At 37.6% G+C, this 22,620-nt stretch carries 37 protein-coding genes; 7 read left to right on the top strand and 30 right to left on the bottom strand.

All coding sequences use genetic code 11. From position 1 onward, the window contains the following. Positions 1 to 5: 5 nt before the first annotated feature. The 9 genes from CKK03_RS04845 to CKK03_RS04810 all read right to left on the bottom strand — a co-directional run bounded on the left by CKK03_RS04845 (position 6) and on the right by CKK03_RS04810 (position 5,381). Positions 6 to 461, bottom strand: a complete 456-nt coding sequence (locus CKK03_RS04845; protein ID WP_099361487.1) for a hypothetical protein — start codon at positions 459 to 461, stop codon at positions 6 to 8. A gap of 118 nt (positions 462 to 579) precedes the next feature. After that, positions 580 to 933: a hypothetical protein gene (locus CKK03_RS04840; protein ID WP_099361486.1), complete on the bottom strand. Its 354-nt coding sequence runs from the start codon at positions 931 to 933 to the stop codon at positions 580 to 582. A 510-nt stretch (positions 934 to 1,443) separates the two neighbouring features. Beyond that, complete coding sequence (locus CKK03_RS23585; RefSeq protein WP_180271152.1) at positions 1,444 to 1,587, bottom strand: hypothetical protein; 144 nt, start codon at positions 1,585 to 1,587, stop codon at positions 1,444 to 1,446. Between the two features lie 170 nt (positions 1,588 to 1,757). Then, positions 1,758 to 2,132, bottom strand: coding sequence for a VOC family protein (locus CKK03_RS04835; protein ID WP_099361485.1), 375 nt, complete (start codon positions 2,130 to 2,132; stop codon positions 1,758 to 1,760). 94 nt (positions 2,133 to 2,226) lie between these two features. After that, positions 2,227 to 2,649: a DUF1801 domain-containing protein gene (locus CKK03_RS04830; protein ID WP_099361484.1), complete on the bottom strand. Its 423-nt coding sequence runs from the start codon at positions 2,647 to 2,649 to the stop codon at positions 2,227 to 2,229. 236 nt (positions 2,650 to 2,885) lie between these two features. Further along, on the bottom strand, positions 2,886 to 4,013 hold the full coding sequence (locus tag CKK03_RS04825) for a nuclease-related domain-containing protein (RefSeq protein ID WP_099361483.1): 1,128 nt from the start codon (positions 4,011 to 4,013) through the stop codon (positions 2,886 to 2,888). After that, positions 4,010 to 4,363: a DUF4181 domain-containing protein gene (locus tag CKK03_RS04820; protein ID WP_099361482.1), complete on the bottom strand. Its 354-nt coding sequence runs from the start codon at positions 4,361 to 4,363 to the stop codon at positions 4,010 to 4,012. Before CKK03_RS04820 ends, CKK03_RS04825 begins: the two co-directional genes overlap by 4 nt. An 8-nt stretch (positions 4,364 to 4,371) precedes the next feature. Continuing rightward, complete coding sequence (locus CKK03_RS04815) at positions 4,372 to 4,788, bottom strand: hypothetical protein (protein WP_099361481.1); 417 nt, start codon at positions 4,786 to 4,788, stop codon at positions 4,372 to 4,374. Beyond that, positions 4,785 to 5,381 carry a hypothetical protein gene (locus tag CKK03_RS04810; protein ID WP_099361480.1) on the bottom strand — a complete coding sequence of 199 codons (597 nt, stop codon included), beginning with the start codon at positions 5,379 to 5,381 and terminating at the stop codon, positions 4,785 to 4,787. The genes CKK03_RS04815 and CKK03_RS04810 overlap by 4 nt, the downstream gene beginning before the upstream one ends. 113 nt (positions 5,382 to 5,494) lie before the next feature. Here CKK03_RS04810 and CKK03_RS04805 point away from each other — a divergent pair, with 113 nt between their 5' ends. Then, positions 5,495 to 7,156: a ribonuclease J gene (locus tag CKK03_RS04805; RefSeq protein WP_099361479.1), complete on the top strand. Its 1,662-nt coding sequence runs from the start codon at positions 5,495 to 5,497 to the stop codon at positions 7,154 to 7,156. A 23-nt stretch (positions 7,157 to 7,179) separates the two neighbouring features. On the opposite strand, the gene CKK03_RS04800 is transcribed toward CKK03_RS04805, so the two are convergent. The 6 genes from CKK03_RS04800 to CKK03_RS04775 form a co-directional block, all read right to left on the bottom strand. Further along, a complete protein-coding gene (locus tag CKK03_RS04800) occupies positions 7,180 to 7,653 on the bottom strand; it encodes a tetratricopeptide repeat protein (RefSeq protein WP_099361478.1) in 474 nt (157 codons plus the stop codon). After that, positions 7,650 to 8,180 carry a cysteine hydrolase family protein gene (locus CKK03_RS04795; protein WP_099361477.1) on the bottom strand — a complete coding sequence of 177 codons (531 nt, stop codon included), beginning with the start codon at positions 8,178 to 8,180 and terminating at the stop codon, positions 7,650 to 7,652. The genes CKK03_RS04800 and CKK03_RS04795 overlap by 4 nt, the downstream gene beginning before the upstream one ends. Before the next feature lie 9 nt (positions 8,181 to 8,189). Continuing rightward, positions 8,190 to 8,591, bottom strand: a complete 402-nt coding sequence (locus CKK03_RS04790; RefSeq protein WP_099361476.1) for a VOC family protein — start codon at positions 8,589 to 8,591, stop codon at positions 8,190 to 8,192. 154 nt (positions 8,592 to 8,745) lie between these two features. Then, positions 8,746 to 9,225, bottom strand: coding sequence for an SRPBCC family protein (locus CKK03_RS04785; RefSeq protein WP_099361475.1), 480 nt, complete (start codon positions 9,223 to 9,225; stop codon positions 8,746 to 8,748). 10 nt (positions 9,226 to 9,235) lie between these two features. Continuing rightward, positions 9,236 to 9,760, bottom strand: a complete 525-nt coding sequence (locus CKK03_RS04780) for a GNAT family N-acetyltransferase (RefSeq protein ID WP_099361474.1) — start codon at positions 9,758 to 9,760, stop codon at positions 9,236 to 9,238. Positions 9,761 to 9,769: 9 nt separating this feature from the next. Further along, positions 9,770 to 10,243 (bottom strand): hypothetical protein, encoded by a 474-nt coding sequence (locus CKK03_RS04775; RefSeq protein ID WP_099361473.1) that lies wholly within the window; start codon positions 10,241 to 10,243, stop codon positions 9,770 to 9,772. A gap of 148 nt (positions 10,244 to 10,391) precedes the next feature. Here CKK03_RS04775 and CKK03_RS04770 point away from each other — a divergent pair, with 148 nt between their 5' ends. Continuing rightward, the gene (locus CKK03_RS04770; RefSeq protein ID WP_099361472.1) at positions 10,392 to 10,616 is read left to right on the top strand and encodes a hypothetical protein; all 225 of its coding nucleotides are present in this window, start codon (positions 10,392 to 10,394) and stop codon (positions 10,614 to 10,616) included. Between the two features lie 552 nt (positions 10,617 to 11,168). Here CKK03_RS04770 and CKK03_RS04760 read toward each other — a convergent pair. Further along, on the bottom strand, positions 11,169 to 11,669 hold the full coding sequence (locus CKK03_RS04760) for a P-loop NTPase family protein (RefSeq protein WP_099361470.1): 501 nt from the start codon (positions 11,667 to 11,669) through the stop codon (positions 11,169 to 11,171). A 90-nt stretch (positions 11,670 to 11,759) separates the two neighbouring features. Here CKK03_RS04760 and CKK03_RS04755 point away from each other — a divergent pair, with 90 nt between their 5' ends. Beyond that, the gene (locus tag CKK03_RS04755; protein WP_099361469.1) at positions 11,760 to 12,359 is read left to right on the top strand and encodes a lysophospholipid acyltransferase family protein; all 600 of its coding nucleotides are present in this window, start codon (positions 11,760 to 11,762) and stop codon (positions 12,357 to 12,359) included. Between the two features lie 76 nt (positions 12,360 to 12,435). Here CKK03_RS04755 and CKK03_RS04750 read toward each other — a convergent pair whose 3' ends face one another. Beyond that, on the bottom strand, positions 12,436 to 12,996 hold the full coding sequence (locus CKK03_RS04750; RefSeq protein WP_099361468.1) for an AAA family ATPase: 561 nt from the start codon (positions 12,994 to 12,996) through the stop codon (positions 12,436 to 12,438). A 117-nt stretch (positions 12,997 to 13,113) separates the two neighbouring features. On the opposite strand from CKK03_RS04750, the gene CKK03_RS04745 reads away from it, so the two are divergent. Next, on the top strand, positions 13,114 to 13,470 hold the full coding sequence (locus CKK03_RS04745) for a DUF3221 domain-containing protein (protein ID WP_099361467.1): 357 nt from the start codon (positions 13,114 to 13,116) through the stop codon (positions 13,468 to 13,470). 70 nt (positions 13,471 to 13,540) lie between these two features. Here CKK03_RS04745 and CKK03_RS04740 read toward each other — a convergent pair whose 3' ends face one another. Continuing rightward, a complete protein-coding gene (locus tag CKK03_RS04740) occupies positions 13,541 to 14,767 on the bottom strand; it encodes an MFS transporter (RefSeq protein WP_180271151.1) in 1,227 nt (408 codons plus the stop codon). Positions 14,768 to 14,901: 134 nt separating this feature from the next. Between CKK03_RS04740 and CKK03_RS04735 the strand changes: the two genes are divergently transcribed. After that, positions 14,902 to 15,378 carry a glutathione peroxidase gene (locus CKK03_RS04735; protein ID WP_099361466.1) on the top strand — a complete coding sequence of 159 codons (477 nt, stop codon included), beginning with the start codon at positions 14,902 to 14,904 and terminating at the stop codon, positions 15,376 to 15,378. Here CKK03_RS04735 and CKK03_RS04730 read toward each other — a convergent pair. After that, positions 15,373 to 15,879, bottom strand: coding sequence for a DNA-deoxyinosine glycosylase (locus tag CKK03_RS04730; RefSeq protein ID WP_099361465.1), 507 nt, complete (start codon positions 15,877 to 15,879; stop codon positions 15,373 to 15,375). The two genes, CKK03_RS04735 and CKK03_RS04730, sit on opposite strands and share 6 nt — an antisense overlap. 47 nt (positions 15,880 to 15,926) lie before the next feature. On the opposite strand from CKK03_RS04730, the gene CKK03_RS04725 reads away from it, so the two are divergent. Continuing rightward, positions 15,927 to 16,358: an SRPBCC family protein gene (locus CKK03_RS04725; RefSeq protein ID WP_099361464.1), complete on the top strand. Its 432-nt coding sequence runs from the start codon at positions 15,927 to 15,929 to the stop codon at positions 16,356 to 16,358. A 30-nt stretch (positions 16,359 to 16,388) separates the two neighbouring features. Here the strand turns inward: CKK03_RS04725 and CKK03_RS04720 are convergent, their stop codons facing one another. The 5 genes from CKK03_RS04720 to CKK03_RS04700 form a co-directional block, all read right to left on the bottom strand. Next, complete coding sequence (locus tag CKK03_RS04720) at positions 16,389 to 17,183, bottom strand: MBL fold metallo-hydrolase (protein ID WP_099361463.1); 795 nt, start codon at positions 17,181 to 17,183, stop codon at positions 16,389 to 16,391. 30 nt (positions 17,184 to 17,213) lie between these two features. Next, the gene (locus CKK03_RS04715; RefSeq protein WP_099361462.1) at positions 17,214 to 17,717 is read right to left on the bottom strand and encodes a hypothetical protein; all 504 of its coding nucleotides are present in this window, start codon (positions 17,715 to 17,717) and stop codon (positions 17,214 to 17,216) included. Positions 17,718 to 17,739: 22 nt separating this feature from the next. Continuing rightward, on the bottom strand, positions 17,740 to 18,180 hold the full coding sequence (locus CKK03_RS04710) for a hypothetical protein (protein ID WP_099361461.1): 441 nt from the start codon (positions 18,178 to 18,180) through the stop codon (positions 17,740 to 17,742). A gap of 12 nt (positions 18,181 to 18,192) precedes the next feature. Next, positions 18,193 to 18,513, bottom strand: coding sequence for a hypothetical protein (locus CKK03_RS04705; RefSeq protein WP_099361460.1), 321 nt, complete (start codon positions 18,511 to 18,513; stop codon positions 18,193 to 18,195). A 121-nt stretch (positions 18,514 to 18,634) separates the two neighbouring features. Next, positions 18,635 to 19,012: an S-Ena type endospore appendage gene (locus CKK03_RS04700; RefSeq protein WP_099361459.1), complete on the bottom strand. Its 378-nt coding sequence runs from the start codon at positions 19,010 to 19,012 to the stop codon at positions 18,635 to 18,637. Positions 19,013 to 19,284: 272 nt separating this feature from the next. Here CKK03_RS04700 and CKK03_RS04695 point away from each other — a divergent pair, with 272 nt between their 5' ends. After that, positions 19,285 to 19,602, top strand: a complete 318-nt coding sequence (locus CKK03_RS04695) for an S-Ena type endospore appendage (protein ID WP_099361458.1) — start codon at positions 19,285 to 19,287, stop codon at positions 19,600 to 19,602. A gap of 68 nt (positions 19,603 to 19,670) precedes the next feature. Here CKK03_RS04695 and CKK03_RS04690 read toward each other — a convergent pair whose 3' ends face one another. The 6 genes from CKK03_RS04690 to CKK03_RS04665 all read right to left on the bottom strand — a co-directional run bounded on the left by CKK03_RS04690 (position 19,671) and on the right by CKK03_RS04665 (position 22,616). After that, positions 19,671 to 19,892 (bottom strand): hypothetical protein, encoded by a 222-nt coding sequence (locus CKK03_RS04690; protein ID WP_099361457.1) that lies wholly within the window; start codon positions 19,890 to 19,892, stop codon positions 19,671 to 19,673. 56 nt (positions 19,893 to 19,948) lie between these two features. Beyond that, entirely contained in the window at positions 19,949 to 20,488 is a 540-nt protein-coding gene (locus CKK03_RS04685; protein ID WP_099361456.1) for a histidine phosphatase family protein, read from the bottom strand. A gap of 13 nt (positions 20,489 to 20,501) precedes the next feature. After that, complete coding sequence (locus tag CKK03_RS04680; RefSeq protein ID WP_245864003.1) at positions 20,502 to 20,912, bottom strand: hypothetical protein; 411 nt, start codon at positions 20,910 to 20,912, stop codon at positions 20,502 to 20,504. Between the two features lie 86 nt (positions 20,913 to 20,998). Beyond that, positions 20,999 to 21,496 carry a GNAT family N-acetyltransferase gene (locus tag CKK03_RS04675; protein WP_099361455.1) on the bottom strand — a complete coding sequence of 166 codons (498 nt, stop codon included), beginning with the start codon at positions 21,494 to 21,496 and terminating at the stop codon, positions 20,999 to 21,001. A 255-nt stretch (positions 21,497 to 21,751) separates the two neighbouring features. Continuing rightward, positions 21,752 to 22,156 (bottom strand): GNAT family N-acetyltransferase, encoded by a 405-nt coding sequence (locus tag CKK03_RS04670; protein WP_099361805.1) that lies wholly within the window; start codon positions 22,154 to 22,156, stop codon positions 21,752 to 21,754. Positions 22,157 to 22,190: 34 nt separating this feature from the next. Next, positions 22,191 to 22,616 carry a hypothetical protein gene (locus CKK03_RS04665; RefSeq protein ID WP_099361454.1) on the bottom strand — a complete coding sequence of 142 codons (426 nt, stop codon included), beginning with the start codon at positions 22,614 to 22,616 and terminating at the stop codon, positions 22,191 to 22,193. Positions 22,617 to 22,620: the final 4 nt, after the last annotated feature.

Genomic DNA, 22,620 nt, shown 5'->3' with positions numbered 1-22,620 from the left:
TTTTGTTAGTTATCATTTTTATTTTCTAATTTTAGAATGTTTCTTGTATCCTTTAAGACAAAGGGATTATATGAATCTTTTGAGTTTGTAGAGAATAAGTCTTCAGCTTTTAAATCCTTTGTTTTCTTGTTAATATCTTCTCTAATAGATTGTTTAAGTTTCTCTAATTCTTCTTCCATAATTTTAATTTTTTCTTCATAGGCTTCTGCTTCTTTTTTATAGAATTCATATTCGAATTCATATTTTTCCTTTTCATCAGGATCAGTTGCTGCACTAGCTTTTTCATAGGATTCTTGAGCTTTCGCCTTTTTTTCCTTACCCATGCCTATTATCCATTTCTTAATCAATTCTGTAACTTTTTCAAAAACAAATTCAAGAATTTCCTTACCATATTTGATTAATAGCTTTTTAATGATTGGCCAAGCCTTTTTAATAAATAACTCCAAAAACTTTTTCCACATAGATAATAATCCTCCTTAAAAAATTCATCTAATTATAAGACAAATTGCATAGGATTAAAATACTAATTTTGGAATCTTTTATTAAAAAGGCACCCCGAAGGATGCTGATAGTCTTGCTTTAATCCAGATATGATGACCCAAAGTTACATACAGGACAAGTTGAGATTGTGATGTCATATGGATCGGATATATGACATCTAATCAATTTGCTATTATTGTCCCAACAAGATGTACAAAAGGGTCCATCTTCTTTATCACCGTTTTCTTTGTAATAAAAATGGCCTTTAACTTTCAAGCTATTTTCAAGACTTTCAATGGTTTCAAGTTCATCAACTCTTTTTCTTAATTGATGATTTTCTTCAACTAATGAAAATACCTCATTTTGTAAATCAATTATTTTTGAATTTAATTCAATATCTCCGATGTCTTTTACAAGTTTACCTACACCCTTTAATGTTTCTAAAATAGGCAATGACTCATCCCCTTTCGCCTAATATTTCGGCAAAAGGAGATATTTTCCTGCAAACTCTCTTCAATAATAAAAACAATGTACGTCAAAGCGTACGTCATGAAACTCTTTGTTCAACTTTTTTTTTTGCTCGTTCAATGTTTTGAAAGTAAAAAGGCATAAAAACATCCGCTCCCAAGGTGGCGTTTTGGTGGCGGATTCGGTCATCATTGTTCAGTATACGACCAATTCAATCATATAAGCGGTCTTAAAAACGTTATTATATCAGTCTTTTTCGAACGCCTTCATTTTGGTTCCTATATAGAACCGCCACCTCCTAAGCTGTAGGTCGTAGGTTCGATTCCTATCTGGGACGCTAAAACGATAAGGATGACCAATGGACATCCTTTTTTTATTCTTCATATGCTTCTTTTAATTGTGCCAGATCAATTTTCGTCTTTATATGGAGCAGTGTTTTCATAAGTCCTTCTAGTTGAGGGAATTGGCAACTAACAAAAAAGAGGCTTTAAGCCCCTATACATCCTTTGTTTTCGTTTCTTTATTCACATACGCTGAAACCCCCTCGACAATTGTGCGATCGATATCGAGATATGGCTTCCCACAAAGTGCATCATTTGAAAAAAGTTCAATGCTTTCATCTTTCGTATCTTTAGGCAAACTAACCACCTCCACTATGGAAATTTCTACATTAGCCTTAGTGTGGGCAATCAGTTTGTGGTTCATTCATGTATTTGCAGTGGTTTGAACCTACGAGTCGTTTGATGATGCCGCGTGCTTCAAGGTCTAATTTACGCTGGATATTGGTTGAGCAATTGGACTTTCATGGTTCAACTCAAGTTCCATTCTAGGAATTCTAGGCGATTACCAAACGGATCATGCGCATAAAATCGATTTGCACCTGGGAGGTTGTTGTCATCAATTATCACCACATTGCTGGTTTGGAGGTGTTGTTTTAAGGCATAAAGGTTTTCAATTTCAAAAGCCAGATGTGCCTTCTTGGCGGGTGTAAAAGGATCCTCGATACCAATGTGAATGTGCACAGTTCCAAATGCAAACCAAACACCGCCGTTTTTTCGAAGAACCTCTGGCTTTTCGACTTCTTTGCAGCCTAAAATGGTTGAGTAGAATTGGCGTGCCTGGTCTTCACTGCCTTTTGGCGCAGCAAGCTGAATGTGGTCAATTGCCTTAATGGTATAAGTCATTTTCATCCCCTCTTTTATATGTGTTACTTCTATCGTACTTCATATCGGGGGATAACTAAATTTGATAATTTTTATGTATTTATATAAGTTTATCTTATTTTTCCGGATACATTTCTTGTAAAAATGTGATCGATTGGGTAATTAGCTCTTTGAGCACGTCAACATCGATATCCACAATCTTGTTGATGTAGACACACGCTTTTCCAGTTGTGTGCTTGCCGAACTTTTCAAGCAGTTCCTCACGCTTTGTATCTCCAGTCGCAAAATACAGACTAATTTTCGCTTTGCGTGGTGAGAATCCAACAAGCGGAGCATCACCCTCATGGCCTGAGGCGTACTTGTAATGGTAGGAACCAAAGCCAATAATGCTCGTCCCCCACATTTTTGCCGGGTAGCCGGATGTTTCTGTGAAAAAATCTAATAGTTTGTATGCATCCTCTTTCTTCTTCGGACTCTCGACACTTTCAATAAATTCAATGACACTCGCGTCATTCTCTTTTGTTTTTAATTCGTACATGGGTTAGTTAGGCCTCCTTGATAGTAAGTAGGATTGACATTTTTTATTCATTCGAGACGTTGGGCGGGGAATCCTGCTTTTTGGAGCTATGTTTTGGGATGTATTTAGGTTAGTGGCAGTACTCTGGCTGTAGTGGCAGTATTTTTTGGATAGTGGCAGTAAATCTCGGATAGTGGCAGTATTTTTAAATTAGTGGCAGTAAAACTTAGGATCAATTTTTTTAAGACAAATTAATGCTATTTTTTCAGGCTTTGTTCAGTTATTATGTATTTTCTATCCTTGTATTTCCCCTCACACTCCAAATTTAATGAAGATAGTATGTTAGTAGCTGTAGAAATTGATTGTATATCAAAAAAATCACGTAATTGGCGATTCGTAATCGTGTTGCCGAAGAGTAGAATATACTCGTTTAAAGAATTGTAACAAGGTTTGGACGAAGAATAGTGGCAAGAAGGGCAAGACCATGATCTAACGTTTCGAGTCATTGGGAGAAAATCGCATTTCGGACAACGCACGCCCTTAATGAGCTCATGCTCTTTTATCCCGAATTGTGCGAGTATGTCGTGATCATGTGGGGTGTGTTTCTTTAAAAGTAGTTTTGACACTTTTTGAAGTTGCTTTTTATCCAATATTTCTTGCCTGTTCCTTTTCTCAAACAATTCTATTTTCGAAAGAAAGCTAGGGCTTTTTATGACTTTATGAGAATGTTTAAAGTCTTTGCTGGCATCAATAATAGCATTGGGATTTGTAAAGACAACTAGGGTTTCAATTGTGGGGCTGGGTAATTTGAAGGTTTCGAGGAGTCTTTTTAGCTGTAGTTGGTGCCTGGTTATTTGGCCAACTGGGCAGTGGTATGGTTTCTTCGTATCTTTGTAGGTTTGGATCAGTTGGTCAAACTTTCCGTCAAAATATAATTCTCCGCGATAATTTTTAGCATCGATGATTAGTTGGAATTTGGGGCTAATTAGAAGGAGATCTATTTCAAAAAAGTGCTCACCGGAGATGTCAGGAAGACGTAGGTTGTGGAAGATGGAGTAATTTTTTTCTTTTAAAAAGGACAAATAGTACTTTAAGGATTGTTCACCGCGGTAGCCGGACATCCTTCGGCCATATTCATCGCTAATTTCTTGATATTTTGGGTGCGATTCCGGCAGTCTTTTAAGTTCGGCTTCAAGTTTTCTAATGCGTAAAGGAATTTCTAACTCTTTTTTTCTCATTAATCTAACTCCTTTAAGATTTGATAATACCTTTTTCGACAAAATCCCTACAAATCCTTTTACATTTTTCGGCGTAGGACACTTAATGGCTTTTATTAAAACTTTTATAGCCGTTATTTTTCTTTTATGGCCATTAGCCTCAATCACTCAAAAATCCACCAATAGGCCACAGCCCAAACTACCACTAACATCACTAATTCATAGAGAAAAAGGATATGGTGCTTCGTTTCGGGTTCGTATTTCCAGTGCATAAATGCGCGGAGAGAATTAAGGAGCGTAAAGAAACTGATCATGTAGAGAAAAATATTTTCTATCACGAACCAAATCCCTACTATATATACGACAAATAGTGCGATTTCAATGCAAGCTTGGACTTTGTTGACCCAGCCATAAATCCTGCTTCTTTTCTCTATATTAAACCTTCTTCGTAAATACTTTTCTCCGGCCGTACCCACCAAAATTCCAACTAAAACAAGAATAATCAACTTTAAAATCATAGATTCACCTATCCTCTCCGAAAATTCAAACCGATAAAATTGACCAAAATCACATAAAATGGGTATACAAACAAAGCACCAATGAGTACAAAACCGACGCCAGGGCTTGGTATTTCCCCAGGGTTTACGATTGGGAAAAGTGAAGCAAACATATAAACAAAGAGTACTAGATATGGTGCCCAAAGTGCCGCAGACCAGTAGCTAGATTTCCTTGCCTTCATCCACCTTTTCGTCATCAAAATGAGCAGAAGTGTTGCCCCAACAAATCCCACAAAAACAGGAATAATGACCACATTTGTTACACTTCCAAGCTCCCAGCCTGTGAGTCTACTAATCCGATAAACATTTAAAATTAGTTCAATCGCCACAAATAATACAAGGGCATAGAGTATGCCCATTATATTCAGTTTTATAAAAAATCTCATAATTCAATTTCAAACTCTACTCCAGTTGGAGCTTCACGATGTGGTGTTTGATATCCTTTGAATTGCAGGACTAGCCCCTTTGGTTCGTCGGGTAGTGGTGGTGACACAACAAATTTATAAGAAACATGGCCTCCTGATCCACTACCACCTTCTGTTCTGCACTCGTACTTATCCCCCATTTCTAATTCCCAAAAAGTGTGTACCCACGTTTCTTCGATTTCCTCTGATGCATCCCAATCAATATTTAAATTAATGACACTTGCGTTCGAGTATTGTCGTATAAAGTTGACAGTATAAAGTACATTTTTTACTTCAACCGCTTTTAAAACCGGTAGGTGCTTTTTAAAACCTTTGGGCTCTACCCTAGGTTTGAAGTATTTTTCAGATCGAAATGATTCAAAAACAGCAATCAAATATTCTTCGTAGAATCCATATTTTTTCGCCCACCCGGAAATCATTTCTTCCTTTGGTATTCCCGGATTGTCCTTTGAGATGTTCTTTCTCTTCTCTAAAAGGGCACATATTTGCTCATCTATTTCAAACAGTTTTTCATCATAATGTACGTTTGGTCGTTCAAATGGTAATCGTTTCACGTTTAATACCCCCTCACAAACTAATATTAACATATTTTGGAACACGTTATAAATAAATCCAAAAGACTCTGGTCAAACTAAGAACACGATTTAATATGTAGGAGGCGTGAGGATTGAGTAACGGATTATCGATTTTTGCACTTGGCGGGATTAATGAGATTGGGAAAAATATGTATGTGCTCCAGTATGATGATGATATTTTGGTAATTGATTGTGGGGGGAAGTTTCCGGATGAGAGCCTTCTTGGCATCGACTTAATCATTCCGGACCTTACTTACTTAGAAGAAAATCGGGAAAAAATTCGCGGCTTACTCGTAACTCATGGGCATGAGGATCACATTGGCGGGATTCCATACTTTCTAAAGAAACTCAATGTACCGATTTATGCGACTCGTTTTACACTTGGGTTAATTGAGTTAAAGCTAACAGAGCATCGACTTATTGCCGATTCGGAGCTAATAACAATTGATGCAGATTCAAAGCTTACGTTTGGAGAAATTTCAGTTTCCTTTTTCAAAGTAAATCATAGTATTCCGGATTGCCTCGGAATTGTGTTTGACACTCCCGAGGGTAGGGTTGTACATACTGGTGACTTTAAATTTGATTTGACACCTGTAAATGATCAACATTCTGACATTCATCGGATGGCTGAAATCGGGAGAGAAGGTGTGCTTGTACTATTATCAGAAAGTACGAATGCGGAGCGCCCTGGTTCAACACCGACTGAGCTAAAAGTTGGAAACAGTATTGAGGAAGCTTTTTTCAAAGCAAAGCGTAAGGTATTTGTGTCAACGTTTGCTTCCAATATTAGTCGGGTGCAACAAGTTGTTGATGCGGCGATGAAAACAAACCGAAAACTTGCTCTACTAGGGCGAAGTATGGTGAATGTGGTAGACGTTGCAGTCGAGCGTGGGTACCTCAATCTTCCAGATGGGATGCTGATTGATGCCAAAGAGGTGAACAATCTTGCGCCAGAGAAGGTTTGTATTTTATGTACTGGAAGTCAGGGGGAACCACTGGCTGCGCTCGCCCGTCTTTCGAATGCAAGTTACCGAGATGTGCAAATCCTTCCTGAAGACACAGTAATCTTAGCGGCGGGGCCGATTCCTGGTAATGAAAAAAATGTATCTCGTATTATTGATAATTTGTTCCAGCTTGGGGCGGTCGTTTTATACGGTGGCAGCGCAACTGGAATGCATGTTTCTGGTCATGGGTATCAGGAGGAATTGAAGCTCATGCTGACCTTAATGAAGCCGAGATATTTTATCCCGATTCACGGCGAATATCGAATGCTTCATCAGCACAAATTGCTTGCAGCATCCGTTGGAGTGGATCCAGAGAATACCTTTATCATTCAAAATGGTGATGTGGTTGATGTTACAAATTCGGAGGCCCGTCAAACTCGAAAAATCCCTTCTGGAGACACGTATGTGGATGGAATTGGTGTGGGTGACGTGGGCGATATTATTTTACGCGACCGCAAGCAGCTGTCTGAGGATGGCATGGTCGTCATTGTGGTTACACTCAGTAAACGAGACCAAAAAATCATATCAGGGCCGGATACAATTACGCGCGGTTTTGTGTTCAATCGAGACTCTGAAGAGCTTCTACGAGAGACAAACCGTCTTGTGAAAAAGGCGATTCTTGACCTTCAAAGTGAAAACAAGTACCAGTGGAATGCTATGAAAAGAGAAATTAAAAAGGCAGTGGGGCAATATTTATTTGCACAAACGAAACGAAAGCCGATGATTGTTCCGTTTATAATAGAAGTCTAACCCTCCAATTGTGGAGGGTTGTTTTATTTCCAAACTTCATCAAGTTTATCTGCGTAAAATTCAATTGCACGTCTGTATTGTTGAATATTCTTGTCGTTCGAGGTCATGGCCAAACCTTTTAAAAGAAGTTCCATAGCCTCCTGATGCCGATTAAGATTATAGAGTGTCATCGCGTAAAAAGACTTTATCGCATGATTTTCAGGGAATAGCTCGAGACCTTTTACTAAAGTCTCTGCTGATTTTTCATATTTTCCGAGGGTCCGATAAGTGCTACCCAAACCTAAAAGTGCCCCTTCCAAGTCTTCACCTTCTAGACCTAGTGCGATTGATTTTTCATAAAAAGGGACAGCTTCCGATTCCAAACCTAGCACATCAAAACTCCAGGCAACCTGATAGTTTAGCTGAGGATCATTTGGTGACTCTTTTACCAAACTCAATAGCCGTGCATTTGATTCCTTAAAATGGCCCGCTTCTCTAAGTTGAAGTGCTTGCTTCATTTTTGATAGGTCTCCTTATACTCATCATAATATAGAACCTCAACAGCATTTGACCAATTAAGGACTGTTCCTACAAAGTCCTTAATATCGAGTCCTTTCATCTCATAAGTATCTTCAGTGTTTGTGGTTCCGGTTGCATCCTCAATAAAGGTTACTTTATAGCCACGATCATATCCGGAAATGGCAGTAAACATGCAACAGAACTCTGTTTCAAAGCCAGTAATAAATATGTGCTCTACTCCGAGTTCCTCTAAAATACTTGCTAGCTTTGTTTTAAAAAAGGCACTCGGTGTCTCTTTTTCAACGATATAATCCGCATAATCTCTGACAGATTCATGTAGTTCAGAGCCCTCAGATTCCCGATATAACGGACTTTCCTCAACCTCATCAAAATGACGTACCATGATTACTGGTAGTTTTTTCTTTTTAAAATCTTGAATGATTTGTTGAATTTTGTGAAGTTCCTCGCTAAAATCTTTAAACTTCACTATTCCATTTTGGACATCAATCACTAGTAATGCTTGCATTTATTTCCCTCACTTTTTAAAAGTTGGACTGAGTACGCTCCAAACGTCGAATTGGTTACCGTCTGGATCACTAAATATAAAGTTCTTACCTGCATGGCCACGGTCCTCGATTTCTCCGACTGTGATATGAAGTTCTTTGAATTCATTATGTAAGTTCTCTAATGCTTGTAAACCATCAACCTCAAAAGTTAGTGAAAAGCGTTCATGACCCTTTGAATCAATGAAGTTTGCGGATTGCCCTTCCTGTGCTGCAACAAGGAAAAAACTTTGATTCGCCAAATCGATGATGGCTTTGTCCTCAGCCATATAGTTTAGCGTAGCTCCAAGTTTTTCAGTATACCAGTTAGCTGAATGCTCCACGTTTGAAACAGGAAGGTAAGTGGTTCCAACCCGTATGAGTTTTTGTGACATGTTTCTTGGCCTCCTTTTTCAACAGGATTTGTAATGTACTTTATTCGAGTTTTATCTTGATTTCCCTTTTAATTTTATGAATATTTTCCAGTCGAGAACATGATTGGCATAAAAAAGAAGCCATACCTTTAGTGGCTGGCTTCTTCTGGAATTTTTATTTGGTTACGTTAGCGATAGTTTGGACGTATTGTTCATACAAGGGTTCCCAGAGTTTTTTACGGTCATCCACTTGTTTTCCATCAAGTAAAACACCTATGACATCTAAACAAACATGCCAACCAGCTAAGTCTCTTGGGGTATGGTCAGTCAACTTTGTGATCGTTTCAACTAATAGAAGTTTACAACCACTCGGCTCAGAGGTTAACTCAAAGCGGACCTTATCGTCTCCCCACGTATATTCCAAAACAGCGTGGTCACTAAAATCAGTGATGTCCATTTCTTCGAAGGTTCCATCCCCCATATCAAACAGGATTCGGCCTCCCTTATAAAGACCATCAACCTTTAATTCTGAAAACCATGATTGTAGTTTATCATTTTCTGTTAGCATCGCCCACACCTCATCAACGGAATGTGGATAATGACGTTCAAATGTAGCTATGTAATTGGGTTCATTTTTTTCAAGAGTTGCTAGCATGCTGTGCCTCCTATTTTATTATCGTTGCAAAGCTTGTTTTTAGATTATCCCATCCGTAAACCGCTTCTTTCAGTTTCTTCCCGCCGATCTCAACTTCGACTGAATCTAGTTTGATGGCTCCAAGCGCTTCGTAAAATAGACAGGAGTTGTTATCTTCCAATACTAATACTAGCATGGTGGTTATATTTTTACCTAAAAGTTGTCTTACAACAGGGGCTACTAACTTTTTACCCAAGCCTCGCCCTTGATATTCTTGTAAAATATAAATGGCGTATAGCTCGCCATGAAAGTTTTCGTATTCCCCACTCCGTTCTTTCCCACCACAGGCAAATCCTACGACTTCACCTTGCTCATTTTCTGCTATAAATATATGTCCGTTAGGAATTCCCTTTTTCCACATCATTTCCCTAGATTCATAAGATAATTTCTGAAGAAAATCATCAGGTACAATTCCTGAGTAGGTCGATCTCCAACTGTCGACATGCACCTTGGCGATGCCTGATGCATCAGTTATAACCGCTTTTCTTATTTTCATAATGTCCTCCTATCTTACTTCCAGTGCAAAGGCGTAAAATGCATCTCCGTTTGATACATTCTCTTCGTTTTCATCCATCCACCAAACGCCATAGGAATAGTAATATATCCCTTTTTCCTCGGGAGCTGTAAAACGATGATTTTCTACTTTTACTTCTGTTTCCTTGTCACCATTATAATAGGCTACGTGCACCTCATTTGGCATTGGTTGATAATCCATCACGAATGTAATTTCTTCACCAGGCTGCACGACGACCGGATCTTTTCCTTCCAAAAGTACTTCTGGCCCTGCTGTGTCAACACATTCACTTGTATTTGAAGTGCTCCAGCAATACGTACCTAGTTTCGTTGGATATGTCTCATTTCCAATTTTAATCATCGTCTCTGGAGGCTTGCCTCCTGTTAGTTTACCTGCATCACTATCTCCGCAACCTGCAAGAGCAATTGAAATCCCTATTAAAAGTACTAGCATCCATTTTTTCATCATCTGACCTCCCATTGTGCGCTTTAACTAAACTGACGAAAGATTCTAAAAAAGGTTACACATTTTGAAACCAAACGGCTTATTCTTCCGTATATTTGGTATAATGGAATATATATGAAGAAACGGATTTTTGTAAGGAGGTCTTATAATGACGGGTATTGTTGCGGTTGTAATGGTTTTTTCAATTCCACTTGTTGCGATTATTACGAGTCACTTTCAGACACAATCTAAATATAAACATAAAATGATCCAAGATGAATTAGAGTTAGAAAAATTGAAGCATGATAATTACTTGCTCGAAACTGAGAAAATGCGTGTCGAGCTCGAAAAAATGAAACTTGAAGCCCCAAAGGATGAAACGAAGATTATTTGAGTAAGTAGTTCCGATAAAAAATTTAAAAGCTCAGTTCAAATAACATACGTTTTCACAACTTAATAGCAAGGGAATTAATAATACTTTTAACACACATTAAAGCCAGGTAACTTGACCTGGCTTTTTATTTTGATCTCCCCAGTATTTTCATTACTAGTTTTTTAGGGAGTTCATAATGAGCTATTAATATAAGTAAATATATATCGAATAACCAAATATTTGAGCTTATATCATAATCCTCTTTATTTATTTTCTTTTCGAATTCATTCATCAAACCTATTAATAAAGCACAAACAAGAAAATATAGATATTGTGTTAACACATAAATCCAATCTTCTTGAGTTCCTCCTATTGCAGCAATCCCTGAAAATACAGTTACGACGAAGAACCATATACTTAATAATATGGATATAACTAAAATAACAAATCGAACAAACCCAAAAATATATAAGAAGAGCGTTTTTATTTTTATCACCACCATATGTACATATACTTCGGAGAAAGCCTATACATTCCACATTTACTACTTTTTAGGGTGTTTTTTATTACCCTCTACAATTTACTCATAAAATCATGAATCTCTTTTTTCCCTCGTAAAATGACCACAGTTTTATGCTTTGCTAATCGGTTAAGCCGTTCCTGCATTTTTTGTATTCTTGGTTTATAGGTCGTCCAGATGAATTTGATAAACTCCCAATCTAATTTTTCAGTGCAGCCAAGGTCTGGACGCTTTTTTCCAATGTGTGTTAGATAGCGTTTGAGTACCTGGTAGAGGCACCTATATCTTGGTAGTTCCAAATAGATAATGGTATCGGCTTGCTCCGCACGAAGGTCGAAGGTTTTGCTATAATTGCCATCGATAATCCAACTGTCATTCTTGAGAATCTCCTCTTGGGCTTGTGTAAATTCTGCAAGTGGAGCCTCCACCCATCCTGGTTTCCAAAAGTAGCTGTCTAAATGGAACACGTCAATTCCAGTTTTATCACCTAATTTTTGAGCAAATGTCGATTTTCCAACGCCAGCCGATATTCCGATGACCATGATTTTTTTCATGCAGACCCTCGCTTTTTTAGTATTTTCGACCCATTCTTTCATGCTATAATTTTACTAGTTTAGAAGTTTCTTATGAAGGGGTAAGTCAAGGTGTATCATTTCATTGCAAATTTAGTAAAAGCCAGCCTTACAATTACAGGTGGAATTAAGGTTTTTAACAAGGAACAGTTGCCAAAGGACGGCGCTTATGTTGTCGCTTGTACGCATACAGGTTATATCGATATTTTGTGGCTTGGTGTTTCACTACTCCCTCGACAAATACATTATATGGCAAAAAAGGAATTGTTCACAAACAAATTTATCGGTGGCTTTTTAACAAAGTTAAACGCCTTCCCAGTGGATCGTGATAACCCTGGTCCGAGTGTGTTAAAAATCCCATCTAGATTGTTTTCAAAAGGGGAAATCGTAGGAATCTTTCCAAGTGGAACACGTACGAACGAGCAATCTGCGCTTAAACAAGGAGCGATTACAATTGCACAGCGCAGCAAGGTACCTGTCGTTCCCGCTGTGTATATTGGGCCAAATAAGATTGGTGAGTTGATTAAGTTTAAAAAGGCGAAGCTTATTTTCGGTGAACCCATGTATATCGCCTCTCCAGATATGGATGCAAAGCAGGCACGTGAGCATTTCACCCATGAATTGGAGAGAAGATTGGGATTGCTCCGAGAAGATTTAAACAAGAAAAAGTGATTTGGAAAACGTTTAGACAAATGTGAACTGCACCTCCTCCAATGGGGTGCAGTTCACACAGATGCCAAGCATTTTTTTATAATTGAAATCTTTCTTTGATCATTTTGGCTACTTCTGTAGCGCTTAAATGTGTATTGTCAATTTTGATGTAGTTATCGAATGTGATTTCACCATCAAATGAATTCAAGCGATGTTTTTCCATTGTCTTTTTCATGTCATTTTCTGACCATTTGATATCGCGTTTTTTAGGTTTATGTTCGAGGCGATTCGGTGTTTTATTCCGTTTGAATCTCTCTTCCAAGTCGGCTTCGAGTTCGACATAATAAACAGTTGCCCCTCTTGATTCAAAAAGCTCAGATAAATCTTTTACATACTCCCAATCTGATTCCATATCGAACATCCAGACATACGTAAAAATCATACCATCTAAATCACTCTTTGATGCTTCTTCAAAAATCTCCTGACGAAACAATTTTACTAATCGTTTCCCTTCTTTTGTACTATAATCGAAAAAATGACTGACTAAATCAATCGTCATATGATTGTGAAACAGCTTTAAGTCCGTTATTTTCGCTAGTTCCTGTCCTACCGTCATTTTGCCAACCGCTTGAGGTCCAAAAAGATGAATAAATTTCATAGCGTTTCCCCTTATCTTTTCAAATATTTTAACATAATTTTACAAAATTTCACTTACTATTTTTCTAGTTTGTAACCTTTACACATGAATTTTCGCCAATTAAGATGAGGTGAGAATATGAGATGGATTGTTTTACTTTTTAGCTTTTTCACTTTGTTGCTTACAAGTTGTGGAACAGGTGAGCAAATTGGTAATCGTGCCGAAACAACTATTACTGGCTACATTCTTGAAATCGGAGATCGAATCCTGGTCAATGAACTGATTACGGGAGATGAATTTGATACAAAAACGGGTCAAAAGATCTATGACGAGTACTATTATTCAAGTATTTTTTTCAGCATCAGTTCTATCGACAAGTCCGTTATTTCTAAGCTCGAGGTTGGGCAAAAAGTAAAAATTGTAGTTGATGGCGAGATTGCAGAGTCTGCACCAGCTCAGGCGAAGGCTAGTAAAGTTGCAATTATTGAGGAGTGAGTGCTGCGACTTTTTGGGTCGCAGCATTTTTAATGATTTGTGCTTATGTATAAGTCATAAATCTAACAAGCTATACTGCCTTTTCCTCTGTAAAGTACATTTTTTTCGTCGGTTGAGATACAAGGATAATCACAAACACAGCAAGCACCACGCTAATGACGGATAATGTGATAATTGTGTATCTTAATGGCAGAAGGTCGCCCATGATCCCAATAAATAATAGGAACACAACAGACACTGCACTTTGTAGGACACTTACGATACTTGTGACACGACCCATGATTTCCACAGGTACATTGTTTTGATAAAAGGTGGTAAAACCTGTATTTGAAAAGGCAAAGAAAAAGCCTAGTATAATAAAACCAGTTGCTGCCATCGCAAAGGATGTGGACAGGGAGTAGATGAAATAGCCGGCTGCAAGCATGAAGAGTCCCGTTCCGATAAGAGCTCGAATCGATAAAAATCTTGAAATAAAAATGACCAATAACCCTCCAGCGGCATAGCCAATCCCAGTCACACTCATTAGTAAGCTATACTCCACTTCAGTGAGTCCAATCACCCTTTGTGTAAACACAACCTCCTGTGAATCCATAGCCATGGTAAAAATATCAAATATGATAAAGCTGGAATAGATGGTCATCACAAATACTGCCTCTTTTCCAAAGCGAATGACCACGCGCCAATCTTCTAGTAAATTCTTTAATTGAAGCTTTTCCGTTGTGTCATTTTGGCTACTATCAATATTCGGCAAAAATGCGATAAGAATGGCAGAAATAACAAAGGAAATGGCATTACTATAGATGGCAATTTCAAGACTACCAATTATCAGAAGCACACCCGCAATCGCTGGTCCTGTTATAAACGCCCCTGAGGAAACCAGACTTCTAATCGAATTAAAGGTCTTCCGCTGTTCCTTTGGAATGAGGGCAGTTATATAGGTAGTTGATGTCGGATTAAAAAAGGATTTAGCAACACTGATTACAAATAACAAAGCATAAATCATCCAAACACTTGGAAGAAGTGGGATGATGGCGACCGCAATGGCCCGAACAATATCCGTGATGATCATGATTTTCTTTTTATTTGAGCGGTCAATGATGCTCCCAGACCAGCCATTTACAAGGATTGACGTAATGGGACCAACAACCCATAATGCAGCAACTGCCGCGGCCGAGCCCGTCATTTTTAAAACAAGTAGATTAATAGCAATAAGATAAATAAAATCACCCAAAGAGGATAGTCCCAACCCTGTTAATAGCAATGCAGGGAACTTCCACTTTTTCATTAGCTGTTTCATTCGGCACCCTCGTTTTCAAAAAATTCTTTCTCTCCTGAATCTTACATGAAAACCAGTATGAAAAGAAGTCCAAACTTGAATCCTACGTCCAGATAAATTACGATTAAGATAATCGTCCATAGGGAGTGAGTAAAATGGCAAGTGTATATGATTTTGAAGTAACCATGCCGAATGGTGAAAGAAAAGCGTTGAAGGAATATGAAGGAAAACCACTAATTATCGTCAATACAGCAAGTAAATGTGGATTTACACCTCAGTTCAAGGGGTTGCAGGAGCTTTATGATAAATATCAAGATAACGGTTTAGTTGTTCTTGGGTTTCCATCTGCACAGTTTGGAAATCAAGAGTTTGAAAATGTGGATGAAACAACTTCATTTTGTGAAATAAACTATGGTGTGAAATTTCCTATGTTTGCAAAGATTGATGTCAATGGTGAGAACGCCGATCCATTGTTTGAATATTTAAAAGAACAACAAAAAGGTGTTTTATCGAAAGCTATCAAATGGAATTTCACCAAGTTTTTAGTAGACCGTGATGGCCAAGTTGTGGGCCGCTATGCTCCACAAACTGAGCCTGAGAAAATTGAGGAAGACCTTAAAAAAATACTATAAATACTCTTTGATCTTTCTCCACTCTTGGAGCTTGCCTTCAAGAGTTTTGTTATATTTGCCGGGAACGGGGCTTGTAGACGGAAGTTTAATAACCTCAAGTCCTGGAAAGCGATTAAGCCCAATGTATTTGTGATAGCTTTTATAGGCTTTTGTGCCATTACATACGATTAAGCGAAGGTTTGGGTGTCTTTTTACAAAAGACTCAATCTCGTTCGGTTCTTCACTTTTGATATTCGAATCCAAACTTCCCTCACGATGACAGCTATACAGCACATCCCAAAGAGCAATGTTTTTTTCTTTTATAAATGCAATCCTATCCTCGTACTCTGTTAGCTCGTGACTATCAAAAAGCTGAAACATGATTTTCCAAAAATGATTTCGTTTGTTGCCGTAGTATTCCTGTTTCCGTAGTGACTCCACACTTGGCATCGAACCAAGAATTAATACTTTCGGATTCTCTCCAACTACAGGATTTAGGCCAAAAATTCTCTCCACAAACATCACCTTTTCTGCTATGTTTAATCTAATAAAAATGACGAGGTATTGATATGAAACAATCGATTGTTATCGAAGCACCAATTACAGAAGTATTTGACTGTATTATGAAGGCCAAATTGCGGGAAAAATGGTTTCCGAATGTGACTTCTATCCATTATTCTAACCTCGAGCATGAATCTCATCCTGGTGCGAGCTTTCAGCTTACAGCCGTGGAAGAAAAAGAACAGGTTACATTACAGGGTAGAAATAAGGATATTAGCTCCCCATCGTTCTTCGCTTTTGAACTTGAATCTCAAACCTTTAGGATGACTTTTACGTATCGTTTGCAGCAGCATGCCAATCATACCGTGATCGAGCAAGAGTTTGAAACAAAGTATTACCGACCTGTTATGAATGTAATCGATAAGCTATTTAAGAGTTCCACCAAACAAACTGGTGAATTTGTTCTTAATAGTTTAAAGGATTTCTGTGAAGCTAGGTAAGACCCGAATAGGTCTACCTAGCTTTTTTATTTAATAATTTTTATAAGCACTGACAATCGAAGTAATAATATGCAAAGAGTCCCACTCACCCTCTGATACAAATGTGATTGGGTATTTTCTTTGGAAAATCTTTTGGTCAATTTCTTCTTCGGATAGGCCATTTTCATATAGATTTGTCACTTCGCCACAAAGATTTTCAAGGTAATCTACCTTTTGTTGCATCTTTCGTTTTCCATCCTGTATGTAGCCAGCATGACAGCAAAACATGGGACCGAAGTCATGGGTAAGAACCTTCCTAATTGAAGCCATGATTTGAGGAACTGATTCAGACCTCATTATTACTTTTGTTTTTGGAGCTACAAACAAATCACCTGTGAACAGGGTTCCTGTTTCTTTATTCAATAAAGCAATATGGTCCTCTGCATGGCCTGGTGTCTGTAACACTTTCCACTCTTTTTCCCTAGAGTGTATTGTGTCTGAAATTGGTAGTGGTTTGAATGGCTCTCGTTTGCCCCAAATTTCGTGGCGATATTTCGGGTAAGGTGCGAATTGTGAACATATGTCGATACCGAGAGGCGAAATATAAATCGGAACATTTATGTTTTCTTGGATCCACGGTGCTGTACCAGTATGGTCTTCATGACTATGCGTTAATGCAACAACATCAAATGAAGCCTCTTTTAAAAAAGGAATAATTTCAGTCTCGTAGCTTTTAGCTCCGGTATCAACAAGCATTCCATCAGTTACAAATAAAAAGAGGTTGGGCATATTCGGAACCTCTAATTCAACACAAGTAACATTTTCCCGATCATATACTTTCACCATTTGATTCCACTCCCTTTTTAATGAGTAACTCTAATAAACTATGTAATCTGCGCCATCGCTAAAGAAATCCACAATCCAGATGATTCCCATGAATAGGATCCAGATTAGAAATGGGATGATTAGGCTTTTAAAAGCATGGCTCCATTTGTATCTACTTTTCTTTTTTCCTAAGATACGGTCTGTTACAAAAAATAGGATGGCTGCACCAAGACTTATCCATTGGAGCACGAAACCAAATAAAATATGAAAGACGGCTGACAGATATGGTTCCATTCGTATCCTTTTTTTCGTAATGAGTCCTGAGAGGAAGTCGCTAATGATGGATGTTACCGTTCCGTATACGAAGATGACTGGAAAGCTGTACATGAGGTAGAATGGCACGGTTTTTGTAAAACCCCAAATATATTCTTTTATAGAGTTGATTTCACTCCCAAATGAACCTGGAAAAAGTAAGCTCAGCAAGATTGCAAAAAGAGAGCCGGAGATGGATGCGGTTAGTAGCTTTCTAGGTAATACATGTTTGATAAGTGTCAAAATTATTACACCCCTCGTAAAATCAGCTTTGTTTTGATTTTAACACAGTAATCCCCACTAATAGAACAATACCTATTCCAAAGATGCCCCAAAAATAGGAGCTTGTAAGGACATTCTTGATATGAGATGGAGCATCGTGGACGTAGACCGCTTTCACGTACAGTGCTTCTTCTGTTTCTACAGCAATTGCCTCGGTGATAGGGACACCTTGTATCTTATAATATCGTGTACCGATCTCATAATAGTTTGATGCATTTCCATAATAGTCCCCATTATACTCATCCGCTTTGGTTTCCACCTTACCTATCGGTTTTCCTAACTCGGTTTGATTGAGTAGCACTTCTTCCTTTACCTCGTATACTTTTCCATCATTAACGACAAAGAAATACGCCCAACTAAGAGCGTTAGCAGAGATTGAATGAAAGAATAAAAGAAAGATTGTTATACAAAGAGTTTTTTTCATCTATTTTCTCCTTCAAGTAAAAATCCCTAAATAATACAAAACAAAATACATTCCAAAACAAAAGATTGAGCCGACTAGAAATGGACTAATTTTTAATGTCATTTTCTCGTGGTGTGGTTTGTAGCTTCCCAAGAACATATCAAAAATGGCTTTTTGACTATTTTTCGAGAACACATCACCAGTCGAACTCATTAAAAATGCAAAAATCATGAAGATGCATGAACCAATAAACATCGTGTTCACGAGGTTTGTATCAAAAAACAGCGATATACCGAAAAGCAAGCCTAATTCTAGAACTACCACTACTAACACAAAAATCATATATCTTTTCAAGGAACTCACTCCCTTCTTTATATATGTACGTAAATTGTTTACAGATGTTTCAGTTTATTTTTGGACGTAAATAAACGCTGACCCTTAGCAAGGGTCAACGCAAAAAAAAATTCTACCCAGTTTATGAATCCTGAGAGGAATGCAGGTTAATGTCTAAACTGAACCTTCCTTCGATTGAGCCGTTGTTCACTCGCGATACATTTATTAGATCCGCATGGTCAACGGTACCGGAACTTGTATTTCCAGGAGGAACATTGAAAAAGAGAAAAGAACCATCTGTTCTAAATGCACGAACTCGAATAGAGTCTGTACTCGCTGGGCTATTGTATACAGATAGGAATACTGTTACATCTTTTTCATTGTATGCTTCCCAGATATCCAAATCAGTCACCTGGTTGTTTAACTGTATGTTGCCACAGATATTTCCACTTTCTTGTGCTACCTTTTTCTTTTTACATTCATCGTTTTTATTTTTTTTACATTTCTTCTTCTTTGACACTTTCTTAACACCTCTTCCAAGCACATTTTCTTTATCATATGAGTATAAAAGTCTAATGGCTTGGACGAATAACTTGAGGAAATAGACCAAATTGAGAGATTCATATAGTAGTTATGCCTTTTTCCAGCTATCACCAACCTTTGGAACTCCCTCATGAGGGGTGTTGTACGATTGTCCATTCTCTAGTAAAATCCGCAAAAGCATGGTTCGGGTTATGGAAAGTTCGCATTCTATAGTAACGTAGTTATTTTCAAGAAGGAGTTGATAAAGATATGTGTAAAGACAACAAATCATTTTGCTGCCCTGAAACTAAGGTTTTAACAGAAGAAATATGTGGTGTACTGCAAGGTCCAATTGATCAAGTCATATGGACTGCACCTTCTCCAAGCGATTATTTTCAAGGTACTTTTACAGTAACAAACACTGGAAACACACCATTCATTTTTTCTGTAAACGGCACTGTCTTCACAGTGCCACCTGGGAATACTGTCTCAGTGTCAGTAAATAATCCTACTAATTTTATTGTTACACTTGATCCAGGCGAAGAGGGCAAATTTTGCATTACCCTCTATAAGCGTTTCTTTGTATAACAGAAAAGAATAATCGCACCTCTCATTTTGGGACACAGGGACAGGTCCCTTGTCCCACTTTTAATTACCTACTCTTTCTCTTTTTTAATTTCTTCTACGACATATCTTGATCCAAGAATCGTACAAAGAATAACGGTAAAAATCAGAGTTACTAGTAGTGCGTGAGTTTGTAAATGATAGGACGATTCAACAGATGAATAGCCAATATTGGAGATGATTGGAGCTACAATGAATACACTAAGAAAAAACAGGGCAATCGTTGCAAAAAGTGAAACTCCAAGTGTTTTCATGGAAATTCTCCTTTCACCTCAAAGTAGGTTAATATATATATGAAATTCGAACTTAATCAATAATTCCAAAGTCGCTCAAAAATGATTTTATTTTTTGAAGTTAAGAGATATACATCCGGATTGCTAAGTGTTGCCCATTGTTCGAATCCGAAATTCTTATCGAAATGATTCAAAAGCAATGACAATAGGTCACCATGTGTCACTATGATTGTATTCTCAGCATCACTTTTCAGAACTTCGTCGACAACCTCAATGATTCGGTTTGTAGCTTCTCGACTGGATTCTCCACCTTCATATATCAGATCCAAGTTCTCATATGTTTCTCTTAATTTTTCATACCAATCTGGCATATTCCTTGTACTTAAAACACGTTCTGATAGTTGATGATTCATTTCGATATCAATATCACGTTCATTTGCTAATGGTTGGATTGTTTGGATGGCACGTTTGAACGGACTCGAAATGATTCGATCTACTTTTCGCTTTTCAAAAAAGGCTGCTAAATCAATGGCCTGTCGTATGCCTTTATCGGTTAGAGGCGCTTCAGGTTCCTGGCCCCCTGCCTCACAATGCCTGATCAAATATATGTTTTTCATAAGATCCTCCCTATTAAGAAATTGGCTCTTCTACTTCTCTAACGAGCATCCACTTTCCTTTTATAAGTTGCCAAGTTTCGATTGTGAACAATCTGGCCAATACTTTTTCATCTTTTTCAATTAACAGTTCATAAAAAACGGCTGCATTCTCAGAATTCTTCAACCGAATGACACGATTATTGAATTTCTTTTGAGCACCAAGCAGTTGATTAACCGATTCCCGCATCCCCTCTGTTGCTTCTTCCCTGCTAAATAGCATCGGTTTCTCATGAGAACCATTAAAAAACGTAACGTAATAGTCTTCATGCATTCGTTCAAGTGCAGAAGTATCCCCCGTTTTCATCGCTTTGTTCCAATCTATGATAAAATCATCATGCATCATGGTAAATTCGGCTAATCCATTTTCTATTGTCAACTCACTCACTCCTCTTTTTAGGAATTTTCCTTTTTATGTTAAATTCCACAAAAAAGGTGTGAATCCTGCTTGGAATATCACACCTTATCTTCCATTTATAAAAGCTTTGACATATAATACTCATCCACAAACTCACCATCAATTAAGAGGGAATCTCTCTTCGTTCCTTCAATTTCAAAACCCATTTTTTGATACAAAGCTACCCCCGCCACGTTTCGAGTCACAACGGTTAATTCCAGACGATGGATTTTTTGTATTAACGCCCACTTCTCCAGTTCTTCAAACAGTTTTGTGCCTACACCTTTGCCTCTAGAATCCTTCAAGATTCCTACAACAAGATACACTGAATGCTTGTTTCTCTTGGCATTGCCACCGATTGCCATTAAGAAACCGATTAATTGGCTTTTTTCTTCGGCAACGAAAATCGTAGAGTTATCATCCGAACCAATTCTTTCTATCATTTTTCGTTGCTGGACTGAATTTACCTCCCTTTCCCCCGCTTCCCAAAGCATGAATTCAGAAGTCATTTCAATTTGTTGTGTAAGATACCCAAAATTCTCCGCATCTGAAAGTGTGATTTCTCTAACTAGCAATCTACTTCCCTCCCCTAAACTACAAAGTTTCTATTTTGAATTTACCACATTTACTGTGTGTATGCTCCACTATTCGGTTCACTTACATATAAAAAAACCACTCTATTTTAAAGAGTGGCATGAGAAGAAAATGAAATCTAGATATAGAGAATTACGTTAAAACCCATATATTTAGTATATACGAATAATATCTTATTGGATGTTAATTATTTGTTAATCATAAATTTACACTCTTTACAAAATGCAATATGTTAACTAACAATGCTTCTCCATAATCACATAGGCTTTGCCACCTTTTACAAAGTTAAAATTAGTTTCTTGCAAACCAAATTTTTTATAAAAATCCACTTTATTCTTTCTGGCATTACACCATATTCTTTTCAATTCACGATTCTTTGCTTCCTTTAATACATAATCCAACAATGAGCTTCCATATCCATTGCCTTGCTCTTCTTGGAGTGTCGCAAACTTTCGAAATTGGGCTTCTTCGTTCTTTATAAAAAGAGAGACAACTGATGTCAGCGTGTTATCTTTAAAAAGTCCAAAATGAATCCCTACATCATCATCTTCTAATTTTATAAAATCAAATTCTTTATCAGGCCACATAACTTCATGCCTTACTTCCCAAGCTTGTTCTTTATTGATTCTTGCAATGATGATTGCCATATTCTCACCCTCATAATTAACCTTACACTTATTTTAACCTTTTAAATTCAGCTTTGCTTATTGTTTCTCCAGTAAGTTCAAATACTATTTCCTTATTGCTGCGTAAATCAAAGGTTACTTTTTGATTTAGTGGAATTCGATCACCATTATCTTCTATGTGGTTGTCCGTTAACATAAAAACCGTCATTACACCTTCACCTTCTAAATGAAAGTCATCCTCAAGGAATTCAAACAAAAGTTCATCTCCTTTTTCTAATTTAGATCCGTCCGCATTTATCGTACCTTGTGTATGATTACGTATGTCTAATTCCAGACCATAAACTTCAAAATCTGCATTGTTTTTTACTTTAATGATCATATTCTTTTCATTTGGCACAATCGGCGTTCCATAATTTTCTGTACACGCTGATAAAAATAGAAGAAGAAAAAGCATTATGGGTACTAGTTTTTTCATGTTA

Source organism: Fredinandcohnia onubensis, from assembly GCF_002734215.1.
Classification (GTDB): domain Bacteria; phylum Bacillota; class Bacilli; order Bacillales; family Bacillaceae_L; genus Ferdinandcohnia; species Ferdinandcohnia onubensis.
The sequence above is the reverse complement of the archived record's forward strand: the minus strand, read 5'-3'. Positions and strand labels throughout refer to the sequence as shown.